General features: G+C 52.3%; 21 protein-coding genes and 1 pseudogene. 16 read left to right on the top strand and 6 right to left on the bottom strand.

The genetic code is table 11. From position 1 onward, the window contains the following. Positions 1–247: 247 nt before the first annotated feature. The 3 genes from tal to OGV98_RS20365 all read left to right on the top strand — a co-directional run bounded on the left by tal (position 248) and on the right by OGV98_RS20365 (position 3,331). A complete protein-coding gene (gene tal, locus OGV98_RS20375; protein WP_003018974.1) occupies positions 248–1,201 on the top strand; it encodes a transaldolase in 954 nt (317 codons plus the stop codon). A gap of 110 nt (positions 1,202–1,311) precedes the next feature. Beyond that, complete coding sequence (mog, locus tag OGV98_RS20370) at positions 1,312–1,899, top strand: molybdopterin adenylyltransferase (protein WP_003837312.1); 588 nt, start codon at positions 1,312–1,314, stop codon at positions 1,897–1,899. Positions 1,900–2,023: 124 nt separating this feature from the next. Beyond that, positions 2,024–3,331 carry an MFS transporter gene (locus tag OGV98_RS20365; protein ID WP_286552005.1) on the top strand — a complete coding sequence of 436 codons (1,308 nt, stop codon included), beginning with the start codon at positions 2,024–2,026 and terminating at the stop codon, positions 3,329–3,331. Between the two features lie 34 nt (positions 3,332–3,365). On the opposite strand, the gene satP is transcribed toward OGV98_RS20365, so the two are convergent. The 3 genes from satP to OGV98_RS20350 form a co-directional block, all read right to left on the bottom strand. Next, the gene (satP, locus tag OGV98_RS20360) at positions 3,366–3,932 is read right to left on the bottom strand and encodes an acetate uptake transporter (protein ID WP_003018969.1); all 567 of its coding nucleotides are present in this window, start codon (positions 3,930–3,932) and stop codon (positions 3,366–3,368) included. 148 nt (positions 3,933–4,080) lie between these two features. After that, positions 4,081–4,794, bottom strand: coding sequence for an acidic protein MsyB (gene msyB, locus OGV98_RS20355; protein ID WP_202580791.1), 714 nt, complete (start codon positions 4,792–4,794; stop codon positions 4,081–4,083). 33 nt (positions 4,795–4,827) lie between these two features. Beyond that, the gene (locus OGV98_RS20350; RefSeq protein WP_003018965.1) at positions 4,828–5,232 is read right to left on the bottom strand and encodes a DUF2541 family protein; all 405 of its coding nucleotides are present in this window, start codon (positions 5,230–5,232) and stop codon (positions 4,828–4,830) included. A gap of 383 nt (positions 5,233–5,615) precedes the next feature. Here OGV98_RS20350 and dnaK point away from each other — a divergent pair, with 383 nt between their 5' ends. The 4 genes from dnaK to nhaR all read left to right on the top strand — a co-directional run bounded on the left by dnaK (position 5,616) and on the right by nhaR (position 11,068). Then, positions 5,616–7,538, top strand: a complete 1,923-nt coding sequence (gene dnaK / locus OGV98_RS20345; RefSeq protein WP_003018959.1) for a molecular chaperone DnaK — start codon at positions 5,616–5,618, stop codon at positions 7,536–7,538. A gap of 85 nt (positions 7,539–7,623) precedes the next feature. Continuing rightward, entirely contained in the window at positions 7,624–8,757 is a 1,134-nt protein-coding gene (dnaJ, locus tag OGV98_RS20340; RefSeq protein ID WP_003837322.1) for a molecular chaperone DnaJ, read from the top strand. A 206-nt stretch (positions 8,758–8,963) separates the two neighbouring features. Then, the gene (gene nhaA, locus OGV98_RS20335) at positions 8,964–10,130 is read left to right on the top strand and encodes a Na+/H+ antiporter NhaA (protein ID WP_003018952.1); all 1,167 of its coding nucleotides are present in this window, start codon (positions 8,964–8,966) and stop codon (positions 10,128–10,130) included. Between the two features lie 38 nt (positions 10,131–10,168). Then, positions 10,169–11,068 (top strand): transcriptional activator NhaR, encoded by a 900-nt coding sequence (nhaR, locus tag OGV98_RS20330; RefSeq protein WP_003837333.1) that lies wholly within the window; start codon positions 10,169–10,171, stop codon positions 11,066–11,068. Between the two features lie 49 nt (positions 11,069–11,117). Here nhaR and OGV98_RS20325 read toward each other — a convergent pair whose 3' ends face one another. From OGV98_RS20325 to rpsT, 3 genes are all read right to left on the bottom strand, one after another. Next, a complete protein-coding gene (locus OGV98_RS20325; RefSeq protein WP_286552001.1) occupies positions 11,118–13,157 on the bottom strand; it encodes a glycoside hydrolase family 31 protein in 2,040 nt (679 codons plus the stop codon). A gap of 40 nt (positions 13,158–13,197) precedes the next feature. After that, on the bottom strand, positions 13,198–14,571 hold the full coding sequence (locus tag OGV98_RS20320) for an MFS transporter (RefSeq protein WP_003837335.1): 1,374 nt from the start codon (positions 14,569–14,571) through the stop codon (positions 13,198–13,200). A gap of 463 nt (positions 14,572–15,034) precedes the next feature. Further along, complete coding sequence (rpsT, locus tag OGV98_RS20315; protein ID WP_003018940.1) at positions 15,035–15,298, bottom strand: 30S ribosomal protein S20; 264 nt, start codon at positions 15,296–15,298, stop codon at positions 15,035–15,037. 117 nt (positions 15,299–15,415) lie between these two features. Between rpsT and OGV98_RS20310 the strand changes: the two are divergent. The 9 genes and pseudogenes from OGV98_RS20310 to carA all read left to right on the top strand — a co-directional run bounded on the left by OGV98_RS20310 (position 15,416) and on the right by carA (position 25,015). After that, a pseudogene (locus tag OGV98_RS20310) lies at positions 15,416–15,619 on the top strand (DUF2575 domain-containing protein). 7 nt (positions 15,620–15,626) lie between these two features. Further along, a complete protein-coding gene (ribF, locus tag OGV98_RS20305) occupies positions 15,627–16,565 on the top strand; it encodes a bifunctional riboflavin kinase/FAD synthetase (protein ID WP_003845657.1) in 939 nt (312 codons plus the stop codon). 37 nt (positions 16,566–16,602) lie between these two features. Continuing rightward, positions 16,603–19,419: an isoleucine--tRNA ligase gene (gene ileS / locus OGV98_RS20300; protein WP_044712974.1), complete on the top strand. Its 2,817-nt coding sequence runs from the start codon at positions 16,603–16,605 to the stop codon at positions 19,417–19,419. Continuing rightward, positions 19,419–19,916 carry a signal peptidase II gene (gene lspA, locus OGV98_RS20295; RefSeq protein WP_003018932.1) on the top strand — a complete coding sequence of 166 codons (498 nt, stop codon included), beginning with the start codon at positions 19,419–19,421 and terminating at the stop codon, positions 19,914–19,916. The genes ileS and lspA overlap by 1 nt, the downstream gene beginning before the upstream one ends. 117 nt (positions 19,917–20,033) lie before the next feature. Next, positions 20,034–20,483 carry an FKBP-type peptidyl-prolyl cis-trans isomerase gene (gene fkpB, locus OGV98_RS20290; RefSeq protein ID WP_003018929.1) on the top strand — a complete coding sequence of 150 codons (450 nt, stop codon included), beginning with the start codon at positions 20,034–20,036 and terminating at the stop codon, positions 20,481–20,483. Position 20,484: 1 nt separating this feature from the next. Then, positions 20,485–21,435, top strand: a complete 951-nt coding sequence (ispH, locus tag OGV98_RS20285; RefSeq protein ID WP_003018925.1) for a 4-hydroxy-3-methylbut-2-enyl diphosphate reductase — start codon at positions 20,485–20,487, stop codon at positions 21,433–21,435. A 66-nt stretch (positions 21,436–21,501) separates the two neighbouring features. After that, positions 21,502–22,416, top strand: coding sequence for a ribonucleoside hydrolase RihC (gene rihC, locus OGV98_RS20280; protein ID WP_057101886.1), 915 nt, complete (start codon positions 21,502–21,504; stop codon positions 22,414–22,416). A gap of 173 nt (positions 22,417–22,589) precedes the next feature. Beyond that, positions 22,590–23,411 (top strand): 4-hydroxy-tetrahydrodipicolinate reductase, encoded by an 822-nt coding sequence (gene dapB / locus OGV98_RS20275; RefSeq protein ID WP_003018920.1) that lies wholly within the window; start codon positions 22,590–22,592, stop codon positions 23,409–23,411. 455 nt (positions 23,412–23,866) lie between these two features. Next, positions 23,867–25,015: a glutamine-hydrolyzing carbamoyl-phosphate synthase small subunit gene (carA, locus tag OGV98_RS20270; RefSeq protein ID WP_071698648.1), complete on the top strand. Its 1,149-nt coding sequence runs from the start codon at positions 23,867–23,869 to the stop codon at positions 25,013–25,015. The last annotated feature ends 3 nt before the right edge of the window (positions 25,016–25,018 follow it).

Raw genomic sequence — 25,018 nt, 5'->3', positions numbered from 1 at the left:
GCGCGAAGATTTCCGTGTAAGCGCTACCAATAATCGACCAGTATATACCTTGTCATGAGAGTGATTGCGGGAGTTTATCATAACAATCGTTATATCCCGCAATTGCGCATCACAGGCTTTGAGATGCGTAATCAGGGCTGAGCAGCGGGTCGGACAATCCAGGCGGTTGCGCTGAGAGTGCGTCGTGCTATCATCAGGGAAGATCGGTTACATCCCCCTAACAAGCTGTTTAAAGAGAATCGCTATCATGACGGACAAATTGACCTCCCTTCGTCAGTTCACCACAGTAGTGGCCGACACCGGAGACATCGCGGCAATGAAGCTGTATCAGCCTCAGGATGCCACAACTAACCCTTCTCTCATTCTTAACGCAGCGCAGATCCCAGAATACCGCAAGCTGATTGATGACGCTGTAGCCTGGGCTAAGCAGCAGAGCAACGACCGCGCACAGCAGATCGTCGACGCGACCGACAAACTGGCAGTAAATATCGGTCTGGAGATCCTGAAACTGGTCCCGGGTCGTATCTCTACTGAAGTTGACGCTCGTCTGTCTTACGACACCGACGCGTCCATCGCGAAAGCAAAACGTCTGATCAAGATGTACAACGACGCTGGCATCAGCAACGATCGCATTCTGATTAAACTGGCTTCAACCTGGCAGGGCATCCGTGCCGCTGAGCAGCTGGAAAAAGAAGGCATCAACTGTAACCTGACTCTGCTGTTCTCCTTCGCGCAGGCACGTGCATGTGCAGAAGCTGGCGTATACCTGATTTCTCCGTTCGTTGGTCGTATTCTTGACTGGTACAAAGCCAACACCGACAAGAAAGAGTATGCACCGGCAGAAGATCCGGGTGTGGTTTCCGTAACGGAAATCTACGAGTACTACAAACAGCACGGTTACGAAACCGTGGTGATGGGTGCGAGCTTCCGTAACATCGGCGAAATCATTGAGCTGGCAGGCTGCGATCGTCTGACGATTGCTCCGGCACTGCTGAAAGAGCTGGCGGAAAGCGAAGGCGCTATCGAACGTAAACTGTCCTTCTCCGGCGAAGTGAAAGCGCGTCCTGCACGCATCACCGAAGCTGAGTTCCTGTGGCAGCACAACCAGGATCCGATGGCTGTAGATAAACTGGCGGACGGTATCCGTAAGTTTGCTGTAGACCAGGGTAAACTGGAAAAAATGATCGGCGATCTGCTGTAATCATTAACGCGTGGCCCTGATATGGGTCACGCTACCTCTTCTGAAACCTGTCTGTCCTTCCTTTCGCAGTGTATCATTCTGTTTAACGAGACTGTTTAAACGGAATAATCATGAATACTTTACGCATTGGCCTGGTTTCCATTTCTGACCGTGCTTCCAGCGGCGTTTACCAGGATAAAGGTATCCCGGCCCTTGAAGAGTGGCTGGCATCTGCCCTTACCACCCCTTTTGAGCTGCAAACGCGACTGATCCCGGATGAACAGGCGATCATCGAACAGACCTTATGCGAGCTGGTGGATGAAATGAGCTGTCATCTGGTGCTGACAACCGGCGGAACGGGTCCGGCACGTCGCGACGTGACCCCCGATGCTACGCTTGCCGTGGCTGACCGCCAGATGCCAGGCTTTGGCGAACAGATGCGCCAGATAAGTCTGCACTTTGTGCCAACGGCTATTCTCTCCCGCCAGGTTGGTGTTATTCGCAAACAGGCGTTGATCCTGAATCTGCCTGGGCAGCCGAAATCGATCAAAGAAACGCTGGAAGGCGTGAAAGATGCCGACGGTAAGGTGATCGTACCGGGTATTTTTGCAAGTGTACCGTATTGTATACAGTTGCTGGATGGGCCGTATGTGGAAACCGCACCGGCTGTTGTAGCATCTTTTCGTCCTAAAAGCGCAATTCGCGATACAAACAGCTGAAAGTAGCCCGATCGTGACATAAGTGCCAATCACAGTGGAGTATTGAATTGTTTACGATATAGTAATTTTTGCTTTACATATATCGACAGACAGATTCAATAACTCCACTGACTGATGGTTTGCTATGTCACAACACACTCGACCGCTTAATCGCCAGGATTATAAAACTCTTACGCTTGCTGCCCTCGGCGGTGCGCTTGAGTTTTATGATTTCATTATCTTCGTCTTCTTTGCCGCTGTTGTTGGTGAACTGTTCTTTCCGGCAGACATTCCTGAGTGGCTACGTCAGGTGCAAACCTTCGGCATTTTTGCCGCCGGATATCTGGCGCGTCCGCTGGGTGGCATCATCATGGCTCACTTTGGCGATCTGGTCGGGCGTAAGAAAATGTTCACCCTGAGCATTTTGCTGATGGCGATACCGACGCTGGCGATTGGCCTTTTGCCTACCTACGCCTCAATGGGGATCCTCGCACCGCTGCTGTTACTGCTGATGCGCATTTTGCAAGGCGCTGCCATCGGCGGAGAAGTGCCGGGCGCGTGGGTGTTCGTGGCGGAGCACGTACCGGAGCGCCGCATCGGCATTGCCTGTGGCACGCTGACCGCCGGGCTGACGGTGGGGATTCTGTTGGGGTCGGTGGTTGCGACGCTGGTGAATACCAACCTGACGCAACAGGCGGTGCATGCCTACGGCTGGCGTATCCCGTTCCTGCTGGGGGGCGTTTTTGGGCTGGTGGCGATGTACCTGCGTCGCTGGTTGCAGGAAACGCCCATCTTCCTCGAAATGCAGCAGCGTAAAGCACTTGCGCAAGAGCTACCGGTGAAGTCGGTGGTGAGTAAGCATAAAAAAGCGGTGGTTATTTCAATGCTGCTGACCTGGCTGTTATCGGCCGGGATTGTGGTGGTGATCCTGATGTCACCAGTCTGGTTGCAGAAGCAGTATGGCTTTGCACCCGCGCTAACGCTACAGGCCAACAGTGTCGCTACCATTATGCTGTGCGTCGGCTGTCTGCTGGCCGGATTTATTGTCGACCGGGTCGGCGCCAGCAAAACCTTTATTGTCGGCAGCCTGCTGCTGGCCTGTTCGAGCTGGTTTTTCTATCACCTGACCGGCAGCCATCCTCAGCACTTGTTCCTGTTATACGGGCTGGTGGGATTATGCGTTGGCGTGGTCGGCGCAGTGCCTTATGTCATGGTGCGGGCGTTTCCGGCGGAAGTCCGTTTTACCGGTATTTCCTTTTCCTATAACGTCTCATATGCCATTTTTGGTGGTCTGACGCCAATCGCCGTGACGATGTTAATGGGCGTGTCGCCAATGGCTCCGGCCTGGTATGTGCTGGCGTTATCGCTGGTGGGGTTAGGTCTGGGGATTTGGCTGCGACAGGATATTTATCATCGCGATACGAGCGTACAGGGAGAGTTACAGCGTTTGTAAGGAATATCCCCCCTTCAGGGGGGATATTGTCAGATTAGTGCGCTTCACCAATCGGCAGGATGGTACGGCCAAACTGTTCGTTCAGCACTTCACCCATCGCCAGGTAAATGGCGCTTGCACCACACACTAAGCCAACCCAACCCGCTACGTGAATGATTGCTTCGTTACCTGCAATGTTGCCAACGGCCAGCAGGGCGAATAGCACTGTCAGGCTCAGGAACACGAACTGCAGCATGCGCGCGGCTTTCAGCGTACCGAAGAACATGAACAGAGTGAACACGCCCCACAGACCCAGGTAAGCGCCCAGGAACTGACCATTGGTTGCATCCGCGAGGCCCATTTTCGGCATCAGCAGAATCGCAACCAGCGTCAGCCAGAACGAACCGTAGGAGGTAAAGGCGGTTAAACCGAAGGTGTTGCCTTTTTTATATTCCAGAAGACCGGCAAAAATTTGCGCGATACCGCCGTAGAAAATGCCCATCGCCAGAATAATAACGTCTAAAGCGAAGAAACCCGCGTTATGCAGGTTAAGCAGAATGGTGGTCATGCCAAAGCCCATCAGGCCCAGCGGTGCCGGATTAGCCAACTTAGTGTTGCCCATAATTCCTCAAAATCATCATTGATTGAATGGTGAAATAGTTTCCCCGAATAACGATCGCTGTCTTCGGGGCGCGGCATAATAATCAGGGGAGAGGGCACTGTCTATGATCTAACGAAGGGAAAACGAATTATTTTCCCTGTGATGGGCATCACGCTTGTGTGTGGTTGAGCATTCTGCGCAGGCAGGCAATGTGGAGTACAGCCGGGATCGTCACCCGATAAGCGCTGCCGCTCACCGCTTTAACCCCGTTTAAAGCCGCACCTACCGGGCCGCCAAGTCCGGCTCCGCGCAGTAATCCGTGCCCGATTACGCTGACGGCGGCGTGGGTTCGCAGAATTTTGGTTAACTGGCCGGAGAGCAGGTGAGAGACGCCTTTTGCCAGGTGACGATCCTTCAATAATAACGGTAGCAGTTCTTCCAGTTCAAAAACTTTTGCATCGACAGCCTGCAGAAATTCCTGCTTTTGTCCGGCATCCATTTTTTGCCAGGCATTGCGTAAAAAGTGCTCCAGCAGAGACTGTTCAATTTCGAACGTGGACATCTCTTTATCAGCTTTAATCTTCAGACGCTTCGAAACGTCCAGCAAAATCGCCCGATACAGTTTTCCATGTCCACGGAGTTTATTGGCAATGCTGTCGCCCCCATAATGCTGCAGTTCGCCAGCAATCAGTTGCCAGTTGCGGCGGTGCTGTTCCGGATGTCCTTCCATCGATTTAAATAAATCGTTGTGGTTGAGAACGCTCGACAGACGGGCTTTCCCCTTTTCATTATGTGTAAGCAGGCGGGTAATATTGGCGAGCTGCTCCTCACTGCAATGCTGAAGAAAATCGAGATCGTCGTCATTCAAATAGGTGACATTCATGTTTCTATGGCTTTTGAATAAAAGTATGGGGAATTAGTCGTCGCCGATGATTTTCAGCGTCGCCATATCAGAAGAGTTCACCGTATGGCCGGAGAAGGTAATTTTTTTCACGCAGCGCTTATTGTCGTTGTCGCTATTGATGTTGATCCAATTGGTCGTTTGCCCTTCTTTGATGGAGGAAGGCACGTTCAGACTCTGGCTGGACATGCGGGCAGCTTTGAAATAAACCGATGCACCACTGAGCTGTAAATCACCATGATCGGCCGTAAGTTGAATGCGTTTCACCACGCGGCAAACGGGAAGTTTCAGCGTCAGATCGTTGGTTTCATTACGAGGCATGGCGATCACGCCGAGGACTTTATGATCGTTAGCGTGTGCGGCGCTGCTTAGCAGCAGGCCCATAAGCAGGCTGGCGGAAAGGGTTAATACGGATTTCATGGAATTTCTCTTTGACGGCTGTAAAAGTGTGTCGTTTCAGACCATCTTACCGCTGTCAGAATCATGATTCATGCTTGTAATCTTTTCTTTTTATTACAATTTTTACGTGAATGGCTGTGCTGAATTTATCTGTTTTATGAATTAATTTTGATTTGAGACTATTCATTTTTTAATCTTTTAGCCTTTTTTCTGCGATTTTATTGCCACAAGGCTAAAAAAAATTTTCATGCCCCCCTTGATGACGTGGGTTACGACCCCATCTTGTAAGCAACCGCAGTGGTGAGTCTGAAAAAAAACGATTCAGGGTAGTTGAAACCGCACGTTTCGCCCTTATTACAGATTCACAACCACATGATGACCGAATTTTTAGTGGAGACGTTTAGATGGGTAAAATTATTGGTATCGACCTGGGTACTACCAACTCTTGTGTAGCGATTATGGATGGCACTACTGCACGTGTGCTGGAGAACGCCGAGGGCGATCGCACCACGCCTTCTATCATTGCTTATACCCAGGATGGTGAAACTCTGGTTGGTCAGCCGGCTAAACGTCAGGCAGTGACAAACCCGCAAAACACCCTGTTTGCGATTAAACGCCTGATTGGCCGCCGCTTCCAGGACGAAGAAGTACAGCGTGATGAAGCCATCATGCCGTACAAAATCATCGGTGCTGACAACGGTGATGCATGGATTGACGTAAAAGGTCAGAAACTGGCACCGCCGCAGATTTCTGCTGAAGTGCTGAAAAAAATGAAGAAAACAGCTGAAGATTACCTGGGTGAGCCGGTAACTGAAGCAGTTATCACCGTACCTGCATACTTTAACGATGCTCAGCGTCAGGCAACTAAAGACGCCGGTCGTATCGCAGGTCTGGAAGTAAAACGTATCATCAACGAACCAACCGCAGCTGCGCTGGCTTACGGTCTGGATAAAGAAGTCGGCAACCGTACTATCGCGGTATATGACCTCGGTGGTGGTACTTTCGATATCTCTATTATCGAAATCGACGAAGTTGACGGCGAAAAAACCTTCGAAGTTCTGGCAACCAACGGTGATACCCACCTGGGTGGTGAAGACTTCGACAGCCGTATGATCAACTACCTGGTTGACGAGTTTAAGAAAGATCAGGGTATCGACCTGCGTAATGACCCGCTGGCGATGCAGCGTCTGAAAGAAGCCGCTGAGAAAGCGAAGATCGAGCTGTCTTCCGCTCAGCAGACCGACGTGAACCTGCCGTACATCACTGCAGACGCGACCGGTCCGAAACATATGAACATCAAAGTGACCCGTGCGAAACTGGAAAGCCTGGTTGAAGACCTGGTTAACCGTTCTATCGAGCCGCTGAAAGTTGCTCTGCAGGATGCTGGCCTGTCCGTATCTGATATCAACGACGTTATCCTCGTTGGTGGTCAGACGCGTATGCCGATGGTGCAGAAGAAAGTCGCTGAGTTCTTCGGTAAAGAACCGCGTAAAGACGTTAACCCGGACGAAGCCGTAGCAATCGGTGCTGCTGTTCAGGGTGGTGTATTGACCGGTGATGTTAAAGACGTGCTGCTGCTGGACGTTACCCCGCTGTCTCTGGGTATCGAAACCATGGGTGGCGTAATGACTCCGCTGATCGCGAAAAACACCACTATCCCGACCAAGCACAGCCAGGTGTTCTCTACCGCTGAAGACAACCAGTCTGCGGTAACCATCCATGTGCTGCAGGGTGAACGTAAACGTGCTGCTGATAACAAAGATCTGGGTCAGTTTAACCTGGATGGTATCAGCCCGGCTCCGCGCGGTATGCCGCAGATCGAAGTTACTTTTGACATCGATGCCGACGGTATCCTGCACGTTTCCGCGAAAGACAAAAACAGCGGTAAAGAGCAGAAGATCACCATCAAGGCTTCTTCTGGTCTGAACGAAGAAGAAATTCAGAAAATGGTTCGCGAAGCAGAAGCGAACGCAGAATCTGACCGTAAGTTTGAAGAGCTGGTTCAGACCCGTAACCAGGGTGACCATCTGCTGCACAGCACTCGCAAGCAGGTTGAAGAAGCAGGCGACAAACTGCCGGCTGACGACAAAACTGCCATCGAGTCTGCACTGACCGCGCTGGAAACTTCTCTGAAAGGTGAAGACAAAGCGGATATCGAAGCGAAAATGCAGGCGCTGGCACAGGTTTCCCAGAAACTGATGGAAATCGCTCAGCAGCAGCACGCACAGCAACAGGCTGGTGCAGCAGGCGCTGATGCTTCTGCAAATAACGCGAAAGATGACGACGTTGTCGACGCCGAGTTTGAAGAAGTGAAAGACAAAAAATAATCGCCCTTTGAACGGGTAATTACTGGCACGGGCGAAGAGGTTTCCTCTCCGCCCGTGCACGCATGTTAGGGGCAGATAAAAAGAGATGGCTAAGCAAGACTATTACGAGATTTTAGGCGTTTCCAAATCAGCGGAAGAGCGTGAAATCAAAAAGGCCTACAAGCGCCTGGCCATGAAATATCATCCGGACCGCAACCAGGGTGATAAAGAGGCCGAAGCCAAGTTTAAAGAGATCAAAGAAGCGTACGAGATCCTGACCGATGCGCAAAAACGTGCGGCCTACGATCAGTACGGTCATGCTGCGTTTGAGCAAGGCGGTATGGGCGGCGGCGGCGGTTTTGGCGGCGGGGCTGACTTCAGCGATATCTTTGGTGACGTGTTTGGCGATATCTTTGGCGGCGGTCGTGGTCGTCAGCGCGCCTCACGTGGTGCTGATTTACGTTACAACATGGATCTCACTCTGGAAGAAGCCGTGCGTGGCGTCACCAAAGAGATCCGTATTCCGACTCTGGAAGAGTGTGACGTCTGCCACGGTAGCGGCGCAAAGGCGGGCACTCAGCCGCAAACCTGTCCAACCTGTCACGGTTCCGGTCAGGTGCAGATGCGTCAGGGCTTTTTTGCCGTACAGCAAACCTGTCCACACTGTCAGGGCCGCGGTACGCTGATCAAAGATCCGTGCAACAAATGCCACGGGCATGGTCGCGTTGAGAAGAGCAAAACGCTGTCTGTTAAAATCCCGGCTGGGGTTGATACCGGCGACCGTATCCGTTTGTCTGGTGAAGGCGAAGCCGGTGAGCATGGCGCGCCAGCAGGTGATTTGTACGTTCAGGTGCAGGTAAAACAACACCCAATTTTCGAACGTGAAGGCAATAACCTCTACTGCGAAGTGCCGATTAACTTTGCGATGGCTGCTCTGGGCGGCGAGATTGAAGTCCCGACGCTGGACGGTCGCGTGAAGCTAAAAATTCCGGGCGAAACGCAAACTGGCAAACTTTTCCGCATGCGTGGAAAGGGCGTCAAGTCTGTACGCGGTGGCGCTCAGGGAGACCTGCTGTGCCGCGTGGTAGTGGAAACCCCGGTTGGCCTGAACGACAAGCAGAAGCAACTGCTGAAAGATTTGCAGGACAGCTTTGGCGGCCCGACGGGTGAACAAAACAGTCCGCGCTCCAAAAGTTTCTTCGACGGTGTGAAGAAGTTCTTTGACGATCTGACTCGCTAATTCGCCGTTTTATCTCGAATAAAAAGCCTGGGACTGAAAAGCCTCAGGCTTTTTTATTTCTGTTTTCCGCTCGGAAAATCTTTATCGACTTTATTTGGATACATCGTAAAAACCGATCTATCAATCACAAATAATCTAATTTTAACGAGCTTTTTGAGGGTGTAAGATAGTATTTACGAAGTATTCACCCAATAGAGAGAATAAAAGTGAAACATCTGCATCGTTTTTTTAGTAGTGACGCCTCGGGGGGCATCATTCTGATCATCGCTGCCGTGGTCGCTATGCTGATGGCAAACATCGGGGTAACCAGTGGATGGTACCACGCCTTTTTGGAAACACCCGTTCAACTGCGGGTTGGCGCGCTTGAGATCAACAAAAATATGCTGCTGTGGATCAACGACGCGTTGATGGCGGTGTTCTTCCTGTTGATTGGTCTGGAGGTGAAGCGTGAGTTGATGCAAGGCTCGCTGGCCAGCCTGCGTCAGGCAGCGTTTCCGATCATTGCCGCTATCGGGGGCATGATTGTCCCGGCGCTGCTGTACCTGGCATTCAACTATGCCGATCCCATCACCCGTGAAGGGTGGGCGATCCCGGCGGCAACGGACATCGCTTTTGCGTTAGGTGTGCTGGCGTTGTTGGGCAGCCGCGTTCCGCTGGCGTTGAAAATATTCCTGATGGCGCTGGCGATTATTGATGACCTCGGCGCTATCGTAATCATCGCACTGTTCTACACCAGCGATCTCTCGCTGCTGTCGCTGGGCGTTGCCGCGTGTGCCATTCTCGTCCTGGCGGCCTTGAATCTGTGTGGCGTGAGACGTACCGGGATTTATATTCTGGTGGGCGTGGTGCTATGGACTGCGGTACTGAAGTCCGGCGTGCATGCGACGCTGGCTGGCGTGATCGTCGGTTTCTTCATTCCGTTAAAGGAAAAACACGGGCGTTCACCGGCGAAGCGACTGGAGCATGTTCTGCATCCATGGGTGGCATACCTGATCCTGCCACTGTTTGCCTTCGCCAACGCGGGCGTTTCACTGCAGGGCGTTACTATTGATGGACTGACCTCGGTGTTACCGCTGGGGATCATTGCCGGCCTGTTGATCGGCAAACCGCTGGGTATCAGCCTGTTTTGCTGGCTGGCGTTACGCCTTAAGGTGGCGCAATTGCCGGAGGGAACGAACTTCCAGCAAATTATGGCAGTCGGCATTCTGTGCGGCATTGGCTTTACGATGTCAATTTTCATCGCCAGCCTGGCGTTTGGGAACGTCGATCCTGAGCTGATTAACTGGGCGAAACTGGGGATCCTGATCGGTTCCTTGCTGTCGGCGGTAATAGGTTACTGCTGGTTACGCACCCGGTTGAACGCGTCAGCCTGACGGGATAACCCTTTTGTGACAATTTTCAGGGAGTGAGTATGTCTCATATAAACTACAACCACCTGTACTACTTTTGGCATGTCTATAAAGAAGGTTCGGTGGTTGGCGCTGCAGAAGCGCTTTATCTGACGCCGCAAACCATTACCGGACAGATTAAAGCGCTTGAGGAACGTTTGCAGGGAAAGCTGTTCAAGCGCAAGGGGCGTGGACTGGAGCCTAGTGAGTTAGGCGAATTGGTTTTTCGTTATGCGGATAAGATGTTCACCTTAAGCCAGGAAATGCTGGATATCGTGAACTACCGCAAAGAGTCTAATTTACTGTTTGATGTCGGCGTGGCGGATGCGCTATCGAAGCAGCTGGTCAGTAGCGTGCTGGATGCCGCTGTGGTTGAAGATGAACAAATCCATCTGCGTTGTTTTGAGTCAACACATGAGATGCTGTTGGATCAACTCAGTCAGCATAAGCTGGATATGATTATCTCCGACTGCCCGATCGACTCTACGCAGCAGGAAGGGCTGTTCTCAGTGCGGATAGGCGAATGCAGCGTGAGTTTTTGGTGCACCAAACCGTTGCCTGAAAAACCCTTCCCGGCCTGCCTTGAGGAGCGTCGATTACTGATCCCTGGACGTCGTTCAATGCTCGGTCGTAAGCTGCTGAATTGGATCAACTCACAAGGATTGAATGTCGAAATCCTCGGCGAGTTTGATGACGCTGCGCTGATGAAAGCGTTTGGCGCAACGCATAATGCCATTTTCGTTGCACCTACGCTGTATTCACACAATTTCTATGCCGATGATTCTATTGTTGAAATTGGACGCGTAGAGAATGTGATGGAGGAGTATCACGCCATATTTGCTGAAAGGATGATCCAGCATCCGGCGGTGCAGCGTATTTGCAATACGGACTACTCAGCACTGTTCAAGTCGCCACAGGTCTAAACGCCTTCATGTTGCCGGCTGCGGTGTACTAACCGCAGCCGGACTGTGACTACAGTTTCAACATATTACGATACTGCCCGCCTTCGCGGATAAATACCGGAATTCTGTTCAGGGGAGCGTCATAGCGCAGCGTTTGTCCTCCCTGATAGCTCTCGCCGGTTGCAAGATCCGTCCATGTTTCACCTTCCGGTAGCCAAACGTCACGCTCGTGCATACCTTCAAGCATGACGGGCGCAACCAGCAGGTCGGGGCCAAAACAGTACTGGTCGGTAATCTCCCAACTCCTTGTCTGTTCTGGGAATTCAAAAAACAGGGTGCGCATAACCGGGGCATTGCGTTCGTGTGTTTCCGCCATCACCGCTTTGATGTACGGCCTTAACTTTTCTCGCAACGTCAGACAGCCAGTCAACACTTCGCACACCTCTTCACCATAGCTCCACACTTCGTTTGCAGCACCGGTCGGACACTGGGCAATACCATCACGGTAAGGATGTTCTGGTAAAATCTGCGGATCGCGGTTGCCGTGCAGGCGCATCACTGGGCTAAACACGCCCCACTGGAACCAGCGAATCAGCAACTCATGAAAGTGTGGGTCGTGAATATTGCCGCCATGAAAGCCGCCAATATCTGTTGTCCACCACGGGATACCTGCAATCCCCATGTTCATCCCGGCGGCAAACTGATTGCGCAGAGAACGAAACGATGAGTGGATATCACCTGACCAGACCAGCGCGCCGTATTTCTGACTTCCGGCCCAGGCGCAGCGCAGCAGGTTGATCACCTGGTCTTCGCCATCGGCTTTCATGCCGTCAAAAAAGGTTTTGGCGTACATTCGCGGGTAGATATTGCCCACTTCCAGCACCGGTCCGGCGTGGTAGCGATAATTATCGTAGTCGTAAACGCTGAACTCCGGCTCGGCTTCGTCAAGCCAGAAGAGCTTCACGCCTTTATCGTAATAGTTGCGTTTTGCTTTACCCCAGACGTAGTCGCGAGCGTCGGGATGGGTGGCATCAAAGAAAGTGGTATTGCCGAGGAAATCCATATTAATCGGCAATCCGCGCTCTGTTTGCACCAGCCAGCCGTTTTCGCGCATCTCCCGATAGCTCTCGGTTCGGCTATCCACAGTTGGCCAGACGGAGACCATTAGCTCAATACCCAGCGATTTTAGCTCGGCGATCATGGCATCGGGATCGGGCCAGTCCCGCGAGTCGAACATCCAGTCCCCCTGATTTGGCCAGTGGAAGAAATCGATCACGATTACCGAGATGGGGAGATTGCGCCGTTTGTACTCGCGGGCGACGGCGAGCAACTCCTCCTGAGTGCGATAACGTAACTTGCACTGCCAGAAGCCCATGGCGTAATCCGGCATCATCGGCGGCGTGCCCGTGGCGAGCGCATACGCCCGGCTAATTTCTGCCGGGGTATCGCCAGCGGTGATCCAGTAGTCCAACTGCTCGCTGATTTGAGCTTCCCACTCGGTCACGTTGTGGGCGAATGTCACGCGGCCGACCGCCGGATTGTTCCATAAAAATCCGTAGCCCAGGCTTGAGAGCATAAAGGGCACCGAGGCCTGAGAGTTGCGCTGGGCCAGTTCGAGCACGCATCCTTTGAGATCCAGATTGGCCTGCTGATATTGGCCCATGCCGTAAATTTTTTCCCCTTCGGTGGCTTCGAAGCGGGCTTTAAGTGAATATTTCCCACCCTGAATAGGGCGGAATTCGCGTCCCTCAAGGTTGAGTGCGCTGACGTACTGGCCGTGAGAAGATTCATCCTCGCCAATTTCGCCCCGCAGGCGCCAGAACTCCTGCAACAGGGGTTTGTGTGGATGACGGTAAAAGGTAACTTGTCCTTTTTGATTGACGATAGCGATAATTTTGCCGTTGGTCAGTGTCGCCTGGTGGTGTTCATAATCGATGTGGCAGTGGCTTTCTGCGACTGGCTCAGTCAATGCCCAGTCTTCATTTCTCATTACCGGCAGATGACGACCACTGCGTACGCGCAGGCTGTTCTCGCCCCAGGGTTCAATCCACAAATAGCGATCGTTTTGCTGCCAGACCAGACGACGCGGGTCATGTTGCACAAATGGCATGGTGGTGCCTCCCATATTTTGAGGGTAAAGATTAAGAAAGTTATTGGGTGATGGTTTCCAGATCGTGGCGAATCGTCTCTTCCATTGCTTCGTACTTACGGAAGAAAAGTAGCGGGATCGCCGCGAGTGCGAAGAGTAGGGCTGGCGCCCAGATAAAGGCCCAGGTAATGCCTTCCAGGCCCGCAGCGCTTTGGGCATGGTTCGGGACATAGCCAAAACTGTTCATGATCCAGGCGGCGAAAGCGGTACCCAGACCACTGCCCATCTTGATGCAGAAAGTACTGCCGAAGGCGATAAGAATGCCCGTGGCCTTGATGCCCGTTTTCCAGGCACCGAAGTCGACGGCAAAGCCCAACATGGCAAACGGCATTGAGCAGGCGATTCCGCTACCGATATTGCCGAGCACCCAGGCCGCGATGAGGAAAGGTATGTTGTCCGCCGCCAGCCACATCAAGACGCCGCCGAACGTGGCGACCAGCAAGCCTCCTACCCATATCCAGGTTTTAGCCAGGAATTTGCTAAAGAAAGGGATGGCGATGATGAACAGGATCTGAATCGTCGCCAGACTGTTAATCAGCGGAACCAGGTCTTTGCGATCGAGGTTGTAGGTCAGATAATAAACAATGGTTGTGGACCGCTGTTGCAGGGCAATCCAGAAGATCAGATTGGCCAGCACCATCAGGATCCATGGCCAGTTACCTTTCATTGCCGTGAAACTTTTTTTCATCGGCAGTTTGGGTTCTTGCTGTATTTTATCCGCATCCATTTCGCGGATATTTTTAAAGGCGAAAAGCGTTAGCGAACAGGATATCGCAGCAAACAGAATCGCCGTGTAAATAAATCCGGCATGATCATTTCCGTTACCTAAAAATGCAACCAGGGGTAATGCTGTGGCATTCATTAATAAAACCCCAATTTGTCCCCCGGTCATTCTCCAGGAATTTAATACCAGCCGTTCCTTAGGGGACAGAGTCATTAGAGGTAATATTGCGCTGAGCGGTGTATTGAGTCCGGTAAATAAAATGCTGGCAATCATGTAGGATATTGCTGCATATATGGCTTTTCCTGTCATGCTGATATCTGGAGACCAAAATGACAGCGCGCTGAATACACCAAAAGGCAGCGGCAGCCATAAGAACCAGGGACGACATTTACCGTAACGTGAACGTGTTTTATCGATAATGATCCCCCAGATTGGGGCATCTATACCATCTACGATACGCGCCAACAGCAGGATGACACCTGCTACGGCGAGACTAATACCCGCAACGTCAGTGTAGAAATATAAGATGTAGGTTGAGCCGAAACAGTACAGTAGATTACCTGCCACATCCAAAGAGCCGTAGCTAATACGCTGTAGTAAAGATAATGATGCTGACCCGCAAGACTGGGTATCCTCAATAACAGAACTCATAATAATAACTCCGATATTGGTGCGATACGCCCAGAAAAACAACTTTTACTTTCCAAGCAAGTTTTAAATATTATTTTTTATGTCGTTACTGAATTTAACCTCAGATTAAAATGAGTGAGTAAGGTGTACATGGAAAGTAGTTGACCCTACCGCAGCAATCAATTATCAAATCTTACATCAGGATTGCGTTTATTCGTTTTTGAATGAGCGATGTTTCTATTTGCTAAGGTGGTCACAGTTTTTTTAATAATGAAATAAAAAAAGGAAAACAGTGAAAGAAAATAACTTTCAAGTATTACGCGACGCGACTAACTAAGGGAGGGATAGCTGAAAAAACAGGCTGGTCAGGAAGAGCGTGGGCGAGTGAGAACAACATCAGTGGTTGAAGAGAAAAACGCCAGATAGCAGGCATAAAAAAACCCGCTTTCGCGGGTTTTTTCACAAAGCGTCGACAAGCAGGCGATTAAGCCAGTTTGTTGATCTGTGCAGTCAGGTTTGCTTTATGACGTGCAGCTTTGTTTTTGTGGATCAGACCTTTAGCAGCCTGACGGTCCACGATTGGTTGCATTTCGTTAAATGCTTTCAGTGCAGTAGCTTTGTCGCCAGCTTCGATAGCTGCGTATACTTTCTTGATGAAAGTACGCATCATAGAGCGACGGCTAGCGTTGTGCTTGCGGGCCTTTTCAGACTGAACGGCGCGCTTCTTAGCTGATTTGATATTAGCCAAGGTCCAACTCCCAAATGTGTTCTATATGGACAATTCAAAGGCCGAGGAATATGCCCTTTTAGCCTTCTTTTGTCAATGGATTTGTGCAAATAAGCGCCGTTTAAATTCCAGCACTCGTTGCGTAGTGATGGCGCAGGATTCTACCAGCTTGCGTGGCGTGAATACAGCTTTTCGACGAGAAAAATTGCATTGGTGTGCCCGTGAAGGGCGTCAATTTGTTTCATAACAATGAAAACCATCCTCTTTCTGTTTCGTAGAAACAATCGCCGGTTAACCTTGACCGCGGTACAGGGTATACTTTCACGATTTTCACTGTTTTGAGCCAGACATGAAGCTGATACGAGGCATACATAATCTCAGCCAGGCCCCGCATGGGTGTGTGCTGACTATTGGTAATTTCGACGGTGTGCACCGTGGCCACCGTGCGTTGCTGCAAGGCTTACGGGAAGAAGGGCGCAAACGCAATTTACCGGTGGTGGTAATGATTTTCGAGCCACAGCCGCTGGAACTGTTTGCGACGGACAAGTCACCTGCGCGCCTTACCCGCCTGCGGGAAAAACTGCGTTATCTGGCCGAATGCGGTGTGGACTACGTGCTGTGTGTGCGTTTTGACAGGCGTTTCGCCGCATTGACGGCGCAGACCTTCATCAGCGACCTTCTGGTGAAGCGCCTTGGTGTACAATTTCTTGCCGTTGGCGATGATTTCCGCTTTGGCGCTAGCCGTGCGGGCGATTTCTTGTTATTACAGGAAGCGGGCGCTGAGTATGGTTTTGATATCACCAGCACCCAAACCTTCTGTGAAGGCGGTGTGCGTATCAGCAGCACCGCAGTACGTCAGGCGCTGGCCGAAGATAACCTGCAACAGGCCGAAAGCCTGCTTGGGCATCCTTTTACTATCTCAGGACGCGTCGTTCACGGTGATGAGTTAGGGCGTACCATCGGTTTTCCGACGGCAAACTTACCGCTTCGTCGTCAGGTTTCTCCGGTGAAAGGTGTTTATGCGGTTGAAGTGATGGGACTGGGTGACAAACCGTTGCCCGGCGTCGCCAACATCGGCACCCGCCCGACGGTAGCAGGCGTACGCCAGCAGTTGGAAGTGCATCTATTGGACGTTGTAATGGACCTGTATGGTCGCCATATAGATGTAGTACTGCGTAAAAAAATACGCAGCGAACAGCGATTTGCCTCGCTGGATGAACTAAAAGCGCAGATTGCGCGTGATGAGTTGACTGCCCGTGAATTTTTTGGGCTAACAAAACCGGCTTAATGCCTATACGAGTTTTAAATACGGAACCGAGAATCTGATGAGTGACTATAAATCAACCCTGAATTTGCCGGAAACAGGGTTCCCGATGCGCGGCGATCTCGCCAAGCGCGAACCGGGAATGCTGGCGCGTTGGACTGATGATGACCTGTACGGCATCATTCGTGCGGCCAAAAAAGGCAAAAAAACCTTCATTCTGCATGATGGCCCTCCTTATGCGAATGGCAGCATTCATATTGGTCACTCGGTTAACAAGATTCTGAAAGACATTATCGTGAAGTCCAAAGGACTCACGGGCTATGACTCGCCGTACGTTCCGGGCTGGGACTGCCACGGTCTGCCGATCGAGCTGAAAGTAGAGCAGGAATATGGCAAGCCGGGCGAGAAGTTCACCGCTGCTGAGTTCCGCGCCAAGTGCCGTGAATACGCAGCGACCCAGGTTGATGGTCAGCGTAAAGACTTTATCCGTCTTGGCGTACTGGGCGACTGGTCGCATCCGTACCTGACAATGGACTTCAAAACTGAAGCCAACATCATTCGTGCGCTGGGTAAAATCATCGGCAACGGTCACCTGCACAAAGGTGCGAAGCCGGTGCACTGGTGCGTTGACTGCCGTTCCGCGCTGGCGGAAGCGGAAGTTGAGTATTATGACAAAACCTCCCCGTCCATCGACGTGGCGTTCCACGCTGCCGATCAGGATGCGGTGAAAGCGAAGTTTGGCGTTTCTGACGTCAACGGCCCGATCTCTCTGGTTATCTGGACCACTACCCCGTGGACGTTACCGGCGAACCGCGCAATCTCTCTGGCACCTGATTTTGACTATGCGCTGGTGCAGATTGACGGCCAGGCTGTGATTCTGGCGAAAGATCTGGTTGAAAGCGTCATGCAGCGTATTGGCGCGGCTGAATACACCATTCTCGGCACCGTGAAAGGCGCTGAGCTGGAACTGCTGCGCTTTACCCACCCGTTTATGGGTTTTGACGTGCCGGCGATCCTGGGCGATCACGTTACGCTGGATGCGGGTACCGGCGCGGTACATACCGCGCCTGGCCACGGCCCGGACGACTATGTCATCGGTCAAAAATACGGTCTGGAAGTGGCGAACCCGGTGGGTCCGGATGGCGCTTACCTGGCGGGAACCTACCCGACCCTGGACGGTGTGAACGTTTTTAAAGCCAACGATATTGTTGTCGCTCTGCTGAGCGAAAAAGGCGCGCTGCTGCACGTTGAGAAGATGCAGCACAGCTACCCATGCTGCTGGCGTCACAAGTCACCGATCATCTTCCGTGCGACCCCGCAGTGGTTCGTCAGCATGGATCAGAAAGGCCTGCGCGCGCAGTCGCTGAAAGAGATCAAAGGCGTACAGTGGATCCCGGACTGGGGCCAGGCGCGTATTGAATCGATGGTTGCCAACCGTCCTGACTGGTGTATCTCACGTCAGCGTACGTGGGGTGTGCCGATGTCTCTGTTTGTTCACAAAGACACCGAAGAGCTGCATCCGCGCGCTATCGAACTGATGGAAGAAGTGGCTAAACGCGTTGAAGTTGACGGCATCCAGGCGTGGTGGGATCTCGATCCGAAAGATATCCTCGGCGACGAAGCTGACCAGTATGTCAAAGTCCCGGATACGCTGGACGTGTGGTTCGACTCCGGTTCAACCCACTCATCCGTCGTGGATGTGCGTCCTGAGTTTGCGGGCCATGCGGCAGATATGTATCTGGAAGGTTCTGACCAGCACCGTGGCTGGTTCATGTCTTCCTTGATGATCTCCACCGCCATGAAAGGCAAAGCACCTTATCGCCAGGTACTGACCCACGGTTTCACCGTTGATGGTCAGGGCCGTAAGATGTCCAAATCTATCGGTAACACCGTTTCTCCGCAGGACGTGATGAACAAACTGGGCGCGGATATTCTGCGTCTGTGGGTTGCTTCTACCGACTATACTGGCGAAATGGCCGTTTCTGACGAAATCCTGAAACGTGCTGCCGACAGCTATCGTCGTATCCGTAACACCGCGCGCTTCCTGCTGGCGAACCTGAACGGGTTCGATCCGGTTAAAGACATGGTGAAACCGGAAGAGATGGTGGTGCTGGATCGTTGGGCGGTAGGTTGTGCGCAAGCGGCGCAGGACGAAATCCTGAAAGCCTATGAAGCCTATGACTTCCACGAAGTGGTACAGCGCCTGATGCGCTTCTGCTCCGTAGAAATGGGTTCGTTCTACCTCGACATCATCAAAGACCGTCAGTACACCGCGAAAGCGGACAGCGTGGCGCGTCGTAGCTGCCAGACTGCGCTGTTCCATATTGCAGAAGCGCTGGTTCGTTGGATGGCGCCGATCATGTCCTTCACCGCCGATGAAATCTGGGGCTACCTGCCGGGCGATCGTGAGAAGTACGTCTTTACCGGTGAATGGTACGAAGGTCTGTTTGGCTTAGGTGAAACCGAAGCGATGAACGATGCCTACTGGGACGAGCTGCTGAAAGTGCGCGGCGAAGTGAACAAGGTTATCGAGCAGGCGCGTGCGGATAAGAAAGTCGGCGGTTCTCTGGAAGCGGCAGTGACCCTGTACGCTGAACCTGAGCTGGCGGCGAAACTGACCGCGCTGGGTGAAGAGTTGCGTTTTGTACTGCTGACCTCTGGTGCGACGGTTGCGGATTATGCGGCTGCTCCTGCTGATGCTCAGCAGAGCGAACTGCTCAAAGGTCTGAAAATCGTACTGAGCAAAGCCGAAGGTGAGAAATGCCCGCGCTGCTGGCATTACACTACCGACGTCGGCCAGGTGGCGGAACATGCAGATATCTGCGGACGCTGTGTCAGCAACATCGCCGGTGATGGCGAACAACGTAAGTTTGCCTGATGAGTAAGCCTCTTTGTTCAACAGGACTACGCTGGCTGTGGCTGGTGGTAGTCGTGCTGATTATCGATTTAGGCAGCAAATACCTGATCCTCCAGAACTTTGCTCTGGGGGATACGGTGTCGCTGTTTCCGTCGCTTAATCTGCACTACGCGCGTAACTATGGTGCGGCGTTTAGCTTCTTAGCTGACAGCGGCGGCTGGCAACGTTGGTTCTTTGCCGGTATCGCCATCGGTATTTGCGTCATCCTGATGGTGATGATGTATCGCTCGAAGGCGACGCAGAAGCTGAACAACATCGCGTATGCGTTAATCATTGGCGGTGCGCTGGGCAACTTGTTTGACCGCCTGTGGCACGGCTTCGTGGTTGATATGATTGACTTTTACGTCGGCGACTGGCATTTCGCGACCTTCAATCTGGCCGATACAGCTATCTGTATCGGGGCGGCATTGATTGTTCTCGAAGGCTTCCTGCCGTCGAAAGAGAAAAAAGCCGCATAAAAAAATGCCGGATGGCGCTATGCTAATCCGGCCTACAATTTACTGCGATCCTTGTAGGCCCGGTAAGCGTAGCGCCACCGGGCAGACAGGCGGCAGCAATTTTAAAGAGCAACCTGCATGTCTAAATCAGTACAGAGTAACAGTGCGGTGCTGGTGCACTTCACCCTTAAGCTCGACGATGGCTCCACCGCAGAGTCAACCCGCAATAACGGCAAGCCTGCGCTGTTTCGCCTGGGCGACGGTTCTCTGTCTGAAGGACTGGAGCAACACCTGCTGGGGCTAAAAGAAGGCGATAAAACCACCTTTGCTCTGGAGCCGGATGCCGCCTTTGGCGTATCAAGTCCGGACTTAATTCAGTATTTCTCGCGTCGGGAATTTATGGACGCGGGCGAGCCAGAAATTGGCGCTATCATGCTCTTTACCGCAATGGACGGCAGTGAGATGCCTGGCGTGATCCGTGAAATCAACGGTGACTCGATCACGGTTGATTTCAACCATCCGCTGGCTGGGCATACCGTTCATTTTGATATTGAAGTGCTGGAAGTCGAACCGGCACTGGAGGCGTAAAATGCAGATCCTGTTGGCCAACCCGCGCGGTTTTTGCGCTGGCGTAGACCGCGCTATCAGCATTGTCGAAAACGCGTTGGCTATTTACGGCGCACCGATTTATGTCCGTCATGAAGTGGTACATAACCGTTATGTGGTGGATAGCCTGCGCGAGCGCGGCGCTATTTTTATCGAGCAAATCAGCGAAGTGCCGGATGGCGCGATCCTGATTTTCTCCGCTCATGGCGTGTCTCAGGCGGTGCGTAACGAAGCCAAAGGCCGCGACCTCACGGTTTTTGATGCAACCTGTCCGCTAGTCACGAAAGTGCATATGGAAGTTGCCCGCGCCAGTCGTCGTGGCGAAGAATCCATTCTGATTGGTCACGCCGGACACCCGGAAGTCGAAGGCACGATGGGCCAGTACAGCAACCCGCAAGGCGGAATGTATCTGGTTGAATCACCAGATGATGTGCTGAAACTGAATGTGAAAAATGAAGGCAAATTATCCTTCATGACGCAGACCACGCTCTCCGTTGACGATACTTCTGACGTTATTGATGCTTTGCGTCAACGCTTCCCGAAAATTGTCGGACCGCGCAAAGACGATATCTGTTATGCCACCACCAACCGTCAGGAAGCTGTTCGCGCGCTGGCGGAACAGGCTGATGTTGTGCTGGTGGTTGGCTCGAAGAACTCCTCTAACTCCAACCGTCTGGCTGAACTGGCACAGCGAATGGGGAAAGCGGCGTATTTGATTGACGATGCGACCGACATCCAGGAAGCGTGGGTGAAAGAGGCGAAGTGCGTAGGCGTGACGGCCGGAGCCTCGGCGCCGGATATCCTGGTGCAAAACGTGATTGCTCGCCTGCAGGAGCTTGGCGGTGGGGAAGCTATTCCGCTGGAAGGCCGCGAAGAGAACATCGTTTTCGAAGTGCCGAAAGAGCTGCGTGTGGATGTTCGTGAAGTAGAGTAAGTCTTTCCGGTTACGATTATGAGAAGATGCCAGACTTAACGTCTGGCATTTTTTTATGGAGAAACCATGCGCTTACCGATCATTCTTGATACCGATCCCGGCATTGATGATGCCGCCGCCATTGCCGCCGCGCTGTTTGCCCCTGAGCTGGATCTGCAACTGATGACCACGGTAGCAGGCAATGTGTCGGTGGAAAAAACCACCCGTAATGCGTTGCAACTGCTGCACTTCTGGAATGCGGATGTTCCACTGGCGCAGGGAGCATCGATGCCGCTGGTGCGGCCGCTGCGTGATGCCGCTTCCGTGCACGGCGAGTCCGGTATGGAAGGGTATGAATTTGTCGAACACGACCGCCAGGCGATGGCAAAACCCGCCTTCCAGGCGATTCGCGATGCGCTGATGCATGCCCCGCAGCCCGTGACGCTGGTGGCAATTGGCCCGCTGACCAACATTGCGCTGCTGCTGACCCATTATCCTGAATGCGTATTCAACATTCACCGTCTGGTGATTATGGGCGGCTCTGCCGGGCGCGGGAACTTCACACCCAACGCCGAGTTTAATATTGCTATCGATCCCGAGGCTGCCGCAAAAGTCTTCCAGAGCGGGCTGGATATTGTGATGTGTGGGCTGGATGTTACTAACCAGGCCATGCTCGCCCCGGACTATCTGGCGACGCTCCCCAAGCTTAACCAGACGGGAAAAATGCTGCACGCGCTGTTTAGCCATTACCGTAGCGGCAGTATGAATACGGGGCTGCGAATGCACGATCTGTGTGCCATTGCCTGGCTGGTGCGCCCGGAACTGTTTACCCTGCAGTCGTGTTTCGTGGCGGTTGAAACCCAGGGCGAATATACCTCAGGTACGACGGTGGTGGATATCGAAGGACGTCTGGGGCATCCAGCAAATGCGCAGGTTGCGCTGGGTCTGAACGTTGAAGGTTTCCAGCAGTGGGTGGCAGAGGTGCTGACACTGGCCCCTTGATCTCCGCGCTTTATAACCCGATGACGCTGCTTTTTCCGTGGCGTCATGCCTTTTACTGATATCTCTGCCTGTTTATCATTAAATTCTAATTATCGACGTTTTCGGCTGGCGGCGCAGCGTTGCGCTGGTTAATCTGAAAACGATTTACGTAAAATTAACAAAAGAGAATAGCTATGCATGATGCACAAATCCGCGTTGCCATCGCGGGAGCCGGAGGACGCATGGGGCGTCAGTTGATTCAGGCCACTCTCGGCATGGAAGGCGTACAGCTGGGCGCGGCGCTGGAGCGCGAAGGTTCCTCCTTATTAGGAAGCGATGCCGGAGAGTTAGCGGGAGCCGGGAAAACGGGCGTTACCGTACAAAGTAGCCTTGAAGCGGTGAAAGATGATTTTGATGTTTTCATCGATTTTACCCGCCCGGAAGGCACGCTGACGCATCTGGCGTTTTGCCGCCAGCACGGTAAAGGAATGGTGATTGGCACCACCGGCTTTGATGACGCGGGTAAACAGGCTATTCGTGATGCCGCGCAGGAGATTGCTATCGTTTTCGCCGCGAACTTTAGCGTCGGCGTGAACGTTATGCTTAAGCTGCTGGAGAAAGCGGCGAAAGTGATGGGCGATTACACCGATATTGAGATTATTGAAGCCCACCACCGCCATAAAGTTGATGCGCCGTCAGGCACTGCGCTGGCGATGGGCGAGGCGATTGCCGGGGCGCTGGATAAAGATCTGAAAGACTGCGCAGTCTATTCGCGTGAAGGTTACACCGGCGAGCGCGTACCGGGCACGATCGGCTTTGCCACGGTGCGGGCGGGGGATATCGTTGGTGAGCATACCGCGATGTTTGCTGATATTGGCGAGCGTATTGAGATCACGCATAAAGCGTCCAGCCGCATGACTTTTGCGAACGGCGCGGTGAGATCGGCAATTTGGCTAAAATCAAAGTCAAATGGTCTTTTTGATATGAAAGATGTGCTTGATTTACGTAATTTATAGCTTTTACTACCCTTCGTGATGTGGTTATTGTAATCATAATTAATTGATTACATGGGGCAATACTTTATTGCCCTTTAATTTTTCGCTTTTGAATGTATTTTTTCTTTTAAATGAGTGTTTGTATATGTTTTGTTGGGTTTTTATGTTATCTCAATGTAAATTTTGACCAAATGGTCCACTTTTTTCTCTCCCGCATTCTGTTTTTGCACTCTTTGCCTACCGCAAGCGTTTTCCACCACAAGTTAGCTGATCTTTTTGCCTGTTAAATCGTATGATTTATCCCAGTGGCGCAAAATAATAATAAAAATTACCCTTTTGGGTAGACTTTTACGTGGGCTATCTCTAGAATGCCGCCGTTTGCCAGAAATCCATAGGTAAGCAAATTTGCATTGATTCATGAGGTGTTAATGAATTAATATGCAAATAAAGTGAGTGAATATTCTCTGGAGGGTGTTTTGATTAAGTCAGCGCTATTGGTTCTGGAAGACGGAACCCAGTTTCACGGTCGGGCCATAGGGGCAACAGGTTCGGCGGTTGGGGAAGTCGTTTTCAATACTTCAATGACCGGTTATCAAGAAATCCTCACTGATCCTTCCTATTCCCGCCAAATCGTCACTCTTACTTATCCTCATATCGGTAATGTCGGCACCAATGAAGCCGATGCAGAATCTTCACAGGTACATGCGCAAGGCCTGGTCATCCGCGACCTGCCGCTGATTGCCAGCAACTTCCGCGATACCGAAGACCTCTCTTCTTACCTGAAGCGCCATAACATTGTGGCGATTGCTGATATCGATACTCGTAAGCTGACGCGTTTGCTGCGTGAAAAGGGCGCACAGAACGGCTGCATCATCGCGGGCGATAACCCGGATGCGGCGCTGGCACTGGAAAAGGCAAAAGCTTTCCCTGGCCTGAACGGTATGGATCTGGCGAAAGAAGTGACCACCGCGGAGCCTTATAGCTGGACGCAGGGTAGCTGGACGCTGGCGGGTGACCTGCCGGAAGCAAAATCTGCCGATGAACTGCCGTTCCACGTTGTGGCTTACGATTTCGGCGCTAAACGTAACATTCTGCGTATGTTAGCGGACCGCGGCTGCCGCCTGACGGTTGTACCAGCGAAAACCTCAGCAGAAGACGTTCTGAAGATGAATCCGGACGGTATCTTCCTGTCCAACGGCCCTGGCGACCCGGCGCCGTGCGACTACGCGATTACCGCGATTCAGAAATTCCTCGAAACCGATATTCCGGTATTTGGCATCTGCCTCGGCCATCAGCTGTTGGCGCTGGCGAGCGGTGCGAAGACCATTAAGATGAAGTTTGGCCACCACGGCGGCAACCATCCGGTAAAAGATATTGATAACAACACCGTGATGATCACCGCGCAGAACCACGGTTTTGCTGTAGATGAAGCCTCCATGTCTGCCAACCTGCGCGTGACCCACAAGTCACTGTTCGACGGCACCTTGCAGGGGATTCATCGTACCGACAAACCGGCATTCAGCTTCCAGGGGCACCCTGAAGCGAGTCCGGGTCCGCACGACGCTGCACCGCTGTTCGACCACTTTATCGAGTTAATTGAGCAATACCGTCAGTCCGCGAAATAATCA

Origin of the sequence: Citrobacter sp. Cf136 (assembly GCF_030333815.1) — a bacterium.
In the GTDB taxonomy this organism is placed as follows: Bacteria; Pseudomonadota; Gammaproteobacteria; order Enterobacterales; family Enterobacteriaceae; genus Citrobacter; species Citrobacter freundii.
Note: the sequence above shows the minus strand (reverse complement) of the source record. Positions and strands in the feature narration are given on the sequence as shown.